This is a genomic window from Gilvirhabdus luticola, from assembly GCF_040117515.1.
Classification (GTDB): Bacteria; Bacteroidota; Bacteroidia; order Flavobacteriales; family Flavobacteriaceae; genus Gilvirhabdus; species Gilvirhabdus luticola.
In genome coordinates, this window is record NZ_JBEEEN010000002.1 from 93,038 (window position 1) to 105,161 (window position 12,124).

Sequence of the window (12,124 nt, forward strand, 5' to 3'; positions counted from 1 at the left end):
TTCGCGTAAATATATTATAATTAATTCACTTCGAACAATTCTAACTTTATTTTAATTATGAGACAATGTCGTCATTTATCAATTAAAATCACTGAAAAAAAATGTATTTTTAGAACCTAATCATTTTTACTTAAAATAAATATGGACTAATCACAAACTAATGAATTCACTACCAGAAGAAAAAATGTAAATAATGAAGTTCAGTAGAAGAATAAGATTGATAATTAAAAATATTCTCGATTTCCAATTTAAAAAGGGAATTTATGAATAAAAAAGTATTGGTGTTTAGGAAACCAATAATTATCTTAATAATTGGAATTTTTATTGGTGTTTTTTTACTAAAATGGCAAGCTAGTGTTATACCGGTAATTTCGTATGCTGATGGTGTTTCATATATAAGTGCTGCAGGAAATCAAGGATATTACGAGCATAATACACTTACTGGCACATGGGTTCATGCATCACAATGGAAAGAATTCTGGAAAGAATCGTCATTTTTTCAATTTGACAAAATTCGATATGATATTGCACATTATGATATTCACCCACCACTATATTTCTGGATTCTTCATATATGGAGTTATATAGTAGGTATAGATTTAAGCACTGGACCGATTTTAAATATATTTTTCCATGTATTAACTTCAATCTTAATATTTATTATTTGTCGAAGATTACAATGTTCTTATCTAATCGCAGTTGCAGCAGGATTACTTTGGTTACTTAATGGGTCTATTGTTAGTGCTGCACAAGAAACAAGGCAATACAGTTTATTAGCACTATGTTCTGTACTTTATCTATGGTGCTTACTGGCCTATTTACAAAAAAAATCAGTTCGAACTTTAATTTATCTCACAATAGCGGCAGTTTTAGGAATGCTCACCCACTATCATTTTGGGTTATTAGTAAGTACGTCAGTAATGTATGTAGCAATATATATGATTTCAAAAAAAAACTGGGTGCATTTATTTAGGTTTGTTGTGGCATTAGGTATTGCAGCACTTATTTTTTTTATGATCCATCCTGAATTTTATGTATCCTTTGAAAGACAGGTGTTTCAGGCACAAGCTTTTTCTGTTGAAAATATGATACCTAGAGCTATAAATTGTAGAAATACCATCATTGAATTATTTAAACCCAAGATTCCTATCGGCTGGTTACAAAAATTAGCATTATTTATAGCTTTTACAGGAAGTGTCATATTGGGTATCAAATACACCAAAAAGCAAAAAAATAAAGTCAATTCATTAAAACATTTTTTTAGAACGCATAAAGGGTTACCCATTTTCGCGGTATTAATCATTACAAGCATAAGTTTTGCGCTTTATATTTTCCAGTATAGTCCATTACATGCAATGAATGTAAAATACATGATGCTTGTAGTCCCAATCTATTTCATTCTAATTGGTCAATTTTTCCACCTGGTAATACCTCAAAAACTAATGGCATATATGTTTATACCAATAATAATTTTTCAAACCATTGATACCTCAATTAATATTAAAAGATATGAAATAAATTCCAAAAAACTAGAGAAAGCCATATCTGAAAATATTGCAACAGGAACTCCTATTATTCTTGATTCTTCAGGAAGAGGAGTTTTGCCACGTATATTGTGGCATGTAGATGACAATACAAATGTTTATGCAACAACCCAAAGTAATTTAATATCAGAATTTCCCGAATTAAAAACATATTCTCACATCTTATATGTGAGCAACCTTGAATATCATGGGAATAATTTAGAGAATCAAATGGCAATATTGGAAAAATTTGATAAACAAGGATATAAATTAAAGGGGGAAATAACGAATCTAGTAAATTCTAAAATTTTTCTTCTAATAAAAACGGATAAATGATTTTTAAAATAGTAAAACCAAAGATAAAATGATACTAAATAATAATTATAAAAATCATTATTTGTGGTTTTCATTTGTAGCACTTGTAGTGGTTTTACTACAAAGCAAACTAGGCATAAGATATAGTTATGATAGTAATTGGTATATCATTTTTGCAAACAGAATCAGCGAAAATTTAGATTTTACGCATCAACCTGTATATGCTCCACTTTATAGTTGGTCTCTAGGGTTTCTCAATCTAATTGGATTAAGTACTATATTAAGTATTTTGGTCTATTGGTGGGTATCCTATTTTTTTATTTTAATTGGATTTTATTTATTATTAAAAAATATTGGCTTTTCAGTATTAGGTCTTTTCGTAGTCCTTAGTAATTTGACTGTCTCGAGTTTATTTCGATTTGTTTGGACAGAACTTGGTTATAGTGTACTCTTAATATTCTCTGTACTATCCCTTTATAAACTAATTAATTCCAGTAATAAGAATTATAAAGTTTTATTTCTTCTATCAATTTCACTTTTACCTTTACAAAGGTATATTGGCGGATTTATAAGTGTTTATTTAGGTTTAATTTATCTTTTTTTTAATAATAAAAATATTCTTAAAAAAAGTTTTGAGTTATTTTTAGCGACAATTCCAATTTCCACAGTTGTTATTTGGAACTTATTTGTTTCAGGGTTTATTTCTGGCAAAAGAAAAAGTGCAACTAGTTCTTTGATAGATAATTTAAAACAAACTTTAAATGTTTTATATCACAACTTCAGTCCAGAATGGCTTATTTTTATTTTTATCTGCTTTGTTATAATTATTTTGATTACTAAAAAAAAGAAGATATCTCCAATTTTGTTTTTTATATTCTTCACTCCAATTATTCAAGTATGCGCACAAATTTATAGTAATTCAACATATTCCATAGATGCAATTCAACCAAGATATTTTATTGTAATTACTCCTTTGATTGTGCTTTTATTGATGCTTTTTCTAAACGAAATATTCAAAAAGAAACATGCTTACTTTCAATATTATTCTTTCCTCTTATTTTTTATTCTCGTTTCATGTAATTTATTTACAATAAACAAAAGACATCATTCAGTAAATAGTAATAATGAAGTTTCCTACAAAGAAATAAAAAGATATATAAACACAATTCCAGAAGATTCAAAAATTGGAGTATTTGCAAAAAATACAATATGCCGTCAAGCAGAATTAATTTTAACTTCAAAAATTATCCCTATCACTCATTGTCAAAATTATAAGATTAATGGCGACTATATAACAGAAGACCTAATATACACACCTACATGCAATAATTTAAAAGGTCATGTTTATGTTCCAATTAATTATGATTCTAAAATTAAACCCAATTATATAATCATAGATAAAATAGGGTTAAGTCATGACTGGAAAATGTATTTTAAAAATTACAACATAGTAGACCTAGGTTCTTTTTTTGGATTGATTAAATCAAATTTATAGGTTATAAAAAATTTTAGATGTTGAATAACAAAAAAGATAATTCAAGATTTTAGTCAGAATTGGTATACTTGTTATAGTATAATAAAGGCTATCTCAAGGTTAACTATATTATAAAGTAAAACCAAAAAAAATCAATCATTCCTATTAAAATGATTAAATTTTATTTATCATTTTAAAAACATCATCATAAGGCAAGCCTATATAATCACAAAACTCTTTAATGGTGACAAGCTGATGCTTTTCTTTTTGGTGTAACAATTTAATGTCTCGTATAATTTCACGAGCACAGCGTGGACTCTTTCCAGTGATCCATTCAATATCTTTCGGATTAATACATAAACGCCTCAAAATCATATCAATCAATTTAACTCATCTTAAAAAATAAATTGACAACACTTAATCAATAAATGCTTATATGTGATTTCTAAATTTGATCCTATAGGCACTATTACTAGTGAGATAGAATTTGGAGCAATTTTATAATTTTGTCACATAATTTTACTTTTTTATTTCAATGGTAAATTATGACGGAAAATTAAAAATTCGATACAATAATAAATTCATAAAATCAACTTTTTTCGATGAATTACATTTTTTGTGTAATATTTTTCTTAATTATATAGTATTTAATCGATGTTTTTTATTTTATAATCGATTAATAATAAATCTGTGAAAAACTAATAATGTAATTGAACCATGAATATGCAGTCAATTTATTATAATACTTTAATACAATAATTAAATAAACTGCTTAAACAATATATTCTAACACATCAACAGACAAAATTTATTCTGAATTTAAATGACAAATAGATAACAGTAAAATATGTTCTACTTGTAGGAACCATAATAGATTAACAAATCTATTGTCTTGGATTTACTCAAGACACCCTAAAAATACCTATAGATAAAGTATAGATCAAGTATGGCTAATGTATAGATAGTGTATGGTATAAGCAAATAAACAAAAACAGCAAAAACAGCAAAAAACAACAAAACTAAATCCATACCATCAAAAACGAACATAAGACACAAAAGTAGATGATGACTTCAGTAAAGGATTAAAATATTACTATATCTGTGAATTAAGCAAAAGTAGAATATTCCGGATAAATCAACAAACACCCGCTCAATTTATGATTTAAGTTGCAATAGCTATCAGTGTTTTGGCAATAAACTATCGTTGTAGAGGCCTATACAACAAGTAATAAATGAACTTCAACACCATAGCAACAAATGAATGTTTAATACTTTAAATTCCATAAAAATGGCAAAATTAAAAAGCATAATAAAGATCGAAGGCACCCTAGACGATCTTACCTTTTACAAGGGCAAAGAAGGGTATTTAGTAAAAACCAAAGGTGGTGTAAGTGCAAATCGTATTAAAAACGATCCATCCTTTGCAAGAACAAGAGAAAATGGCACCGAATTCGGAAATGCTGCTACAAGTGGCAAAGAGTTACGAAGAGCCATACTCGACCTGTTAACCGATGCGAAAGACGATAGGGTAACCTCGCGTTTAACGCAGGTAATGAGCAGAGTAAAAAATGCAGATACGATCTCTCCAAGAGGACAGAGAAATGTGGCAGTAGGGATCACTACACCGCAAGGAAAGTTGAGTCTAATCGGTTTCAATTTTAACATTGATGCAATTTTAAGTGCTGTACTCTTAACAGATTACACCTTAAATGCAACAACAGGTGAAGTTGAAATTATCGATTTTATTCCAGATCAAAACTTGAGCAAACCAGAAGGGGCCACACATTTAAGCCTTACATCTGGGTTCTTAAATCTCGATTTTGCATCTGGTGATCATGATTTGATAACAAGTCCGGTGGTCAACTTACCAATAGACAACACGACGTCTACGGTAACCTTAACACCACCTTCAGTGCCTACAGGCAGTGGAAATTCATTTTACTTTTTAAAAATAGCGTTCTATCAGGAAGTAAACAGCATTCAATATGCCCTAAATAACGGAGCATATAATGCTTTACAATTGTTGGATATTATTTAAATTAATAAAAGTGAATGTAAAAGAGGATGCTTTGCATCCTCTTTTTTCTGTCATTCAGAAGGAGTGCACATGACTGAAGAGTCCCTTGTCATTCAAAGTGAGTACACTACCGAAGAATCTCTTTGTAATTGAGAAGGAGTGCACATGACTGAAGAATTCCTTGTCATTCAGAGGGAACCTGCGACTGAAGAATCTCACCAATCAAAACAAACTGTCATTGCGAGGAATACAGACCGAAGTATTTGGAGACGTGGCAATCTCTAGCTTGTCATTACAATACAGACATTTACCGTCTATAGTTCAATATATATAATAAAACACAATCAACTTGAATTTCCAACAATTTCGGAATAAATTGCCATCGTTTTAGACTTCGGGACCCGTAGCTGAAATATCCGTTTAAACAAAAGCTGTTTAAAATTCCGTATTACGGAATTGAGTTCTTTTTGTTTAGGATATAAAGCGTGACGGGTGAACAAAAAAACGAAGGCTAGACTTTTTTGTTACTTTTTTGGGCAATGCAAAAAAGTAAAAGACACCAACTAAAAAGATTAATTATTAAAAAAGAATAAAGTTAACTTCACTTTATAAACCAATCCCAAGCACGCTTCAAACCTTCTTCAACAGAAACCTCCGGTTTATACCCTAATAACCGTTCAGCTTTAGAAACATCAGCCAAACTATCCTTAACATCTCCTTGTCGTTGAGGGCCATAAGTAGCTTCCAAATCAGATTGTGCAGCAGATCTCAAAACATGCCATAGAGTGTTAACACTAATGCGTTCACCACAGGCCACATTAAACACCTCGTTAGAGGCCTCTTTAGGAGCAAAAAACCCCTTAATATTAGCTTGCACAGCATTATCAATATAGGTAAAATCTCGGGTTTGCTCACCATCACCATGAATGGTTGGACGCTTGCCATCTTTTAAGGCTTGCATAAACAAAGGAATGACAGCAGCATAAGCACCATTAGGGCTTTGTTTGGGTCCAAAGACATTAAAATAGCGCAGTCCAATGGTATCAGTGTTATAGGTTTTACCAAAAACTTCGGCATAGAGTTCGTTCACATATTTAGTAACGGCATAAGGTGAGAGCGGTTTACCAATACTAGCTTCAACTTTTGGCAAAGCCTTGCTGTCTCCATAGGTTGAACTGGACGCAGCATATACCAAGCGTTTCACAGTGTCACTATCTTTTAAGGCAATAAGCATATTCAAAAAGCCATCAATATTCACTGTATTGGTAGTAGCTGGATCATGGATAGAACGCGGTACAGAGCCCAATGCAGCTTGATGAGAGACATAATCCATACCCTGCATAGCGTCTTTACAAGTTTGCAAGTCCCTGATATCACCTTCAATCAATTCAAATGCTGGATGACTCTCAAATTCCATTAAATTCTCTCGATACCCATTTGAAAAATCATCCAAAACACGCACCAATTTGGCTTCATGATCTAATAAATATCCCACAAGATTAGAGCCGATAAACCCGGCTCCACCTGTAACTAAAAATGAATATTTTGAAAGGTCTTTTTTATGGTACATATATTAAGATTGGGTTAAAATGTAAATGTAATGTTTTTTACAGTATTTTGTAATAACGAATTATAACATTGAGTTAATCTTTGAATGTGGCCAAAATGAAGACTGAAACCTATTTACTAACCAAAAGCCTACTTGTCATTCCTGCGAAGGCAGGAATCTACTGATTAAGCTAATACTGTAATGCATAAAACCATACACCAATATTACCTTTACATTTTAACCAATAAAACTTGCGGTACTTTGTATATTGGAGTTACAAACGATTTGGAGCGCAGAATGTTCGAGCATAAAAACGAACTGATTGAAGGCTTTACCAAAAAATACGGTTTAAAAAAATTAATCTATTTTGAAACGTTTCAATATATAAATGATGCGATAAAACGGGAAAAAAATATGAAAAAATGGAAACGAGAATGGAAAATAAGTTTAATAGAAAAGGACAACCCTAATTGGGTTGATTTATCCAAAGATTGGACATTTTAAATTGATTGACGGAGTTTAATACCTTAAAAACATTATAACTTTTAAGTGGATTCCTGCCTTCGCAGGAATGACAATATGACTTAATTTTGATAAACTTATTTACAACCTCGCATCAACCAAGTGTCTAGGAAACAACGACTTCACATCAAATACTACCGCAGTATCAGATTTTAACCGTTCTAGATCAAGCTCCAGAAATTCCCGGTGCCCAACCGCCAGAACAATAGCATCATACGTAGTATGCAATTTTGTAGGACATGATAATAAATTCAATTGATACTCTTCTTGAACCTCATCAGCCGACGCCCAGGGATCATAAACATCAACGGCAACATCATAGGTTTCAAATTCACGAATGATATCAATAGCTCTTGAATTTCTGATATCCGGACAGTTTTCCTTAAAGGTAATGCCCAAAACCAAAGCCCTACTGTTTTTAATGCGCGTCCCTTTTTTGATCATCATCTTCACCGTTTCAGAAGCGACATAACTTCCCATACTGTCATTCATCTTACGCCCTGCTAATATGATTTCGGGGGTATATCCTGTTTCAATGGCTTTTTGAGCCAGATAATAAGGGTCAACACCAATACAATGCCCACCAACCAGACCAGGTGTAAAATTAATAAAGTTCCATTTGGTCCCAGCGGCTTCAAGCACAGCTTTGGTATCAATATCCAACAATCTAAATATTTTAGATAGCTCATTAACAAAAGCAATATTGATGTCACGCTGTGAGTTTTCAATGACTTTGGCAGCTTCAGCAACTTTAATGGATGGAGCCATATGGGTTCCAGCAGTGATAATAGACTTATACAAATCATCAACGCGTTGAGCAACTTCTGGAGTCGAACCAGAAGTGACTTTAAGTATTTTAGTTACAGTATGATTCTTATCTCCTGGATTGATACGTTCTGGTGAATAACCAGCATAAAAATCTTGATTAAAGACTAAACCAGACTGTCTCTCCAGAATGGGAACACAGATATCTTCTGTAACACCAGGATACACTGTAGATTCATAGATTACTAGATCACCAGGTTTTAGGACGCTTCCTACAGTTTCACTGGAAGTAATTAGCGGTATAAAAATAGGCTTATTCAAATCGTCCGTAGGTGTTGGCACCGTAACGATATAGATGTTAGCAACTTTGAGCTCATGGATTTGATCGGTGATAAATAGACCATTAGCATCTGACATTTTATGTTGCAACACCTCTTGCAAAACTTCCTGTTCAACCTCCAGTGTTTTATCTATACTCCTATTAAGTTCTGCAACACGTTTAGAGTTGATATCAAAGCCAACAACGGGAAATTGTTTGGCGAATTCCACAGAAAGTGGCAGGCCAACATACCCTAATCCAATAATAGCAATTTTAGTGTTCTCCATAGAAAAGATTAAGATTCAAAATTAAATAAGTAAAGTTCATGATTAGTTTGCTCAAATACGTTTTATAAAGGTTTTGATTCTTCCTAACAGGGTATTAGATTTCGAATTCTCAAGATAAGTATTACCATATTGGCCATAACCGTAACCATAACCATAACCGTAACCATAACCATAGCCATAATTATGATTTGTCTTATGTTTATAAAAATTCAAAACAAAATGTACGTTCTTTATTTCACCGATCTTGTGCTTTATATTGACAATTTGCAACATCCCTTTTTTAGTATAATCTAAACGCACCATAAATAAAGTCGCATCGGCATGCTGTGTGAGTGTGAGTGCATCAGTGACAAGAGCAATGGGTGGTGTGTCTAAAATGATAATATCATAGGTTTCTCGCAAACTTGTTATGAGTTCATTTAGTTTAGGATCCATCAAAAGTTCAGAAGGGTTGGGTGGCACTGGTCCTGACGTTATAACATCAAAATTATCAATATGTGTATGATTCAATACATCATTTAAGGACCTATCCTCAATGAGATAATTAACAATACCCTTATCGTTCGTGATATCAAAGTCGTTGAATATTTTAGGCTTACGCAAATCCAATCCTAATAATATGGTTTTTTTTCCTGACAAAGCGTATGCAGTAGCAACATTGATAGAACAAAAAGTTTTGCCCTCACCACTAACAGATGAGGTAATCATGAGCGTTTTACCACCTTTTGTCTTTTGTTTTTTGAATATAAACTGTAAACTGGAGCGAATAGAACGAAAAGACTCAGACACAGCAGATTTAGGTTTTTCATAGACAACAAGATTATTATGATAACGATATTTTCCTATCAATCCCAAAATAGGAATTTTTGAAAGACGCTCAATTTCATCGGAACCATGAATAGTGTTGTCTAATAGAAAAACAATAAAAATTAAGAGCATTGGAGTAAAAAAACCAACCATCAAAGCCAACCAATAATTCAAACTCTTATTAGGTCCAATGAGACCAGCACCAATATCTTTAGCCTCATCAATGGGTATAATATCAGATACATTGGCAGCTTTGACTATCGCAGCCTCACTGCGTTTGTCCATATAAACATTATAAGACTCCTGCCCAATATCCAGTCTTCGTTGGATTCTTAAATATTCCTGCTGATCTTCTGGTAAATCACTCAACTTGGATTCTAAATTAGCTATATTCCGATTAAGAGAACGTAAATAATCACGAATTGTATTTTTGGTAGCATCAATAGTTTCTAATAAAACATTCTTTTCGGCATCGATCTGCCGATCAATATCTTTAAACAAGTCAGATTCTTCACGTGTAGTATATTCCAAATTTTGCCTTTCTATAGCCAAACTGGTAATTTTACCAACGCCACTGACAATATTGCCTTCAGTGATACCAACAGAAGTTGGTGCAGCTATATTCGTATAGTCTGTTTTTGTTTGTAAATAATCTTTCAGCGCATCCAAATAATTGAGTTTGGTTAGCTCATCTTCTTTGTTAAGTTCAAACTGCCGTAATTGCGATGAAACCTGTGCCATTTCATCATCAACATCAAACACCTTATTTTCTTTTCTAAAGGTATTCATCTCATTAATTACATTTTTTAAATCAGTGCTCACTGCTGCAAGACTACTATCAATAAACTTAATTGTGTTCGTAGCATACAAGTTTTTTCGCTTCAATTCAGACTCGCTTAAAATAACAGTCGTAGTATTTAAATAATCAACAATCATGGATTTATTAGTACCAGATAAAGCTAATTGCAAAACAGAAGAAGATCCTCCTAATGGTCTAACCGCAATGCCATTTTTATAAGTATTTACAATCCCATCAAAGTTAGAAAATTGCACATAAAACTCAGAATTTGGTGAGATTGGATTCGAATTGCGTTTATACAAAGTAAAGTTTAAAAACGGTAGAGAAACTGCCTCGCCTATTTTAAACTTTTGACGAAAATCACCTAATGGCAATGCTGTGCGGTATTTTGATTTAGTATTATCATATCGCTGCACAGTTGCATTCTCAGATTCAAAAGTTGCAAAAATTTCATATTCAGTATCATTTAAAAATCGAATTCCGATAGGAAAATGCAATATTTGACCTTGACTTTTATCAAGTTCAAGATAAAAAGGGGCATTTTTATAAATATTTTCTAGTCTGTATCTTCCTTGCACATAATATCCTAAATAGAACTGCAATGAATCAACGACCAGTTCATTATGACTTCGTGTTTTAAGAGATGTAATAACACGACCAACCTTACCTGATACACCACCCCAATTAAACGAAATGCTAGTATTAGCTGTAAAAAATGGATTTTGCTCATTTTCGATAGAAACCAGTGAACTTAAACGATAGACATTTTGTTTGCGAACATTGATAAAATAGGCAATAATAAACGAAACGCCAATGCTCAAAAAAACGAGCTTCCAGAGATTTAAAGCCTTAAATAAAAAGCCTCGAAAATCAAAAGTCATGCCTCTAACTTCTTCCTGTCCTAAATCATCAAACTCTGAATCCATAACTTTATAGTTTAAATATTAAGATTACAGTTGTAATGACTGAAACTACAGTGAGCACAGAAGTTAAATTTTGCAAGGCAGTTGTTCCTGCTCCTAAAGCCTTTACTTTTAAAGGTTTGACATAAATCATGTCATTCGGCTGTATATAATAGTAAGGGGATTTCATAACATTGACATCTGTTAAGTCCAAATGATGGATTTGCTGTCCTTGCGGATACTGTCTAATAATTAACACGTCTTTTCGATCACCAGTATCTCTAATCTCTCCTGAATTAGCAATGGCCTGAAAAATATTAACTCGTTCTTGATAAAGGGTTTTGGTACCAGGGCCACCAACTTCACCGTTAATTGAAAAACGTAATCCAGTCAATTTTACAGTGACAAATATATTTGCGGTTTCTTTAAACTGTTCATCTAATAGTTTTGACTCTATCATTTTCTCAATTTCTTCAGTAGTATATCCTAAAACATGAATTTTCCCTAATGTAGGCACTCTAATATCACCATGTAAATCCACAGTAAAACCATCAAAATAAGCGCGTTGCTCATTTGTAGCATTCAAGTTTTGCTCTCCTATAGGATTGAATATTTGCACATTATCCTGATCCAATGCCTTAACACGAATATTCAAAATATCATTGATTTGTACACGATACGGTTTTTGCGCTTCTGTAATAATCTGTGTAGTATCGTTCAAAGCAGTTTCCTTAACTTGCAAATAAACAGTATCCTTATAGGGTACACAAGATGCAAAAAGTATAGCTATAAGAATATTAGCAATAACCAAAAATCTCTTCATATTGAGGCAATTTGTCAATACA

The 12,124-nt window shown here is 32.3% G+C and carries 9 protein-coding genes; 4 read left to right on the forward strand and 5 right to left on the reverse strand.

The genetic code is table 11. The annotated features are described in order from the left end of the window. Window positions 1–263: 263 nt before the first annotated feature. Together AAFP94_RS04915 and AAFP94_RS04920 are read left to right on the forward strand one after the other, a co-directional pair. Window positions 264–1,859 (forward strand): glycosyltransferase family 39 protein, encoded by a 1,596-nt coding sequence (locus AAFP94_RS04915; protein WP_316661371.1) that lies wholly within the window; start codon window positions 264–266, stop codon window positions 1,857–1,859. Window positions 1,860–1,887: 28 nt separating this feature from the next. Then, window positions 1,888–3,333 (forward strand): hypothetical protein, encoded by a 1,446-nt coding sequence (locus AAFP94_RS04920; RefSeq protein ID WP_316661372.1) that lies wholly within the window; start codon window positions 1,888–1,890, stop codon window positions 3,331–3,333. Window positions 3,334–3,486: 153 nt separating this feature from the next. Here AAFP94_RS04920 and AAFP94_RS04925 read toward each other — a convergent pair whose 3' ends face one another. Continuing rightward, a complete protein-coding gene (locus AAFP94_RS04925; protein ID WP_316661373.1) occupies window positions 3,487–3,687 on the reverse strand; it encodes a hypothetical protein in 201 nt (66 codons plus the stop codon). A gap of 913 nt (window positions 3,688–4,600) precedes the next feature. Between AAFP94_RS04925 and AAFP94_RS04930 the strand changes: the two genes are divergently transcribed. Next, window positions 4,601–5,350 carry a hypothetical protein gene (locus tag AAFP94_RS04930; protein ID WP_316661374.1) on the forward strand — a complete coding sequence of 250 codons (750 nt, stop codon included), beginning with the start codon at window positions 4,601–4,603 and terminating at the stop codon, window positions 5,348–5,350. A 580-nt stretch (window positions 5,351–5,930) separates the two neighbouring features. Here the strand turns inward: AAFP94_RS04930 and AAFP94_RS04935 are convergent. Next, a complete protein-coding gene (locus AAFP94_RS04935) occupies window positions 5,931–6,899 on the reverse strand; it encodes an SDR family oxidoreductase (protein ID WP_316661375.1) in 969 nt (322 codons plus the stop codon). Between the two features lie 180 nt (window positions 6,900–7,079). On the opposite strand from AAFP94_RS04935, the gene AAFP94_RS04940 reads away from it, so the two are divergent. Next, the gene (locus AAFP94_RS04940) at window positions 7,080–7,382 is read left to right on the forward strand and encodes a GIY-YIG nuclease family protein (RefSeq protein ID WP_316661376.1); all 303 of its coding nucleotides are present in this window, start codon (window positions 7,080–7,082) and stop codon (window positions 7,380–7,382) included. Between the two features lie 99 nt (window positions 7,383–7,481). Here the strand turns inward: AAFP94_RS04940 and AAFP94_RS04945 are convergent, their stop codons facing one another. Genes AAFP94_RS04945 through AAFP94_RS04955 form a run of 3 tightly spaced genes read right to left on the reverse strand, consistent with a single transcriptional unit; the run spans window position 7,482 to window position 12,102 of the window. After that, entirely contained in the window at window positions 7,482–8,771 is a 1,290-nt protein-coding gene (locus AAFP94_RS04945) for a nucleotide sugar dehydrogenase (RefSeq protein WP_316661377.1), read from the reverse strand. A 51-nt stretch (window positions 8,772–8,822) separates the two neighbouring features. Then, window positions 8,823–11,303 (reverse strand): exopolysaccharide transport family protein, encoded by a 2,481-nt coding sequence (locus AAFP94_RS04950; RefSeq protein ID WP_316661378.1) that lies wholly within the window; start codon window positions 11,301–11,303, stop codon window positions 8,823–8,825. 4 nt (window positions 11,304–11,307) lie between these two features. Then, entirely contained in the window at window positions 11,308–12,102 is a 795-nt protein-coding gene (locus AAFP94_RS04955; protein WP_316661379.1) for a polysaccharide biosynthesis/export family protein, read from the reverse strand. Window positions 12,103–12,124: the final 22 nt, after the last annotated feature.

What these genes read in the sequence shown, in the direction of transcription:
- AAFP94_RS04915 (WP_316661371.1), top strand. Translation starts at nt 264, where the DNA reads ATGAATAAAAAAGTATTGGTGTTTAGGAAACCAATAATTATCTTAATA.
- AAFP94_RS04920 (WP_316661372.1), top strand. Translation starts at nt 1,888, where the DNA reads ATGATACTAAATAATAATTATAAAAATCATTATTTGTGGTTTTCATTT.
- AAFP94_RS04925 (WP_316661373.1), bottom strand. Translation starts at nt 3,687, where the DNA reads ATGATTTTGAGGCGTTTATGTATTAATCCGAAAGATATTGAATGGATC.
- AAFP94_RS04930 (WP_316661374.1), top strand. Translation starts at nt 4,601, where the DNA reads ATGGCAAAATTAAAAAGCATAATAAAGATCGAAGGCACCCTAGACGAT.
- AAFP94_RS04935 (WP_316661375.1), bottom strand. Translation starts at nt 6,899, where the DNA reads ATGTACCATAAAAAAGACCTTTCAAAATATTCATTTTTAGTTACAGGT.
- AAFP94_RS04940 (WP_316661376.1), top strand. Translation starts at nt 7,080, where the DNA reads ATGCATAAAACCATACACCAATATTACCTTTACATTTTAACCAATAAA.
- AAFP94_RS04945 (WP_316661377.1), bottom strand. Translation starts at nt 8,771, where the DNA reads ATGGAGAACACTAAAATTGCTATTATTGGATTAGGGTATGTTGGCCTG.
- AAFP94_RS04950 (WP_316661378.1), bottom strand. Translation starts at nt 11,303, where the DNA reads ATGGATTCAGAGTTTGATGATTTAGGACAGGAAGAAGTTAGAGGCATG.
- AAFP94_RS04955 (WP_316661379.1), bottom strand. Translation starts at nt 12,102, where the DNA reads ATGAAGAGATTTTTGGTTATTGCTAATATTCTTATAGCTATACTTTTT.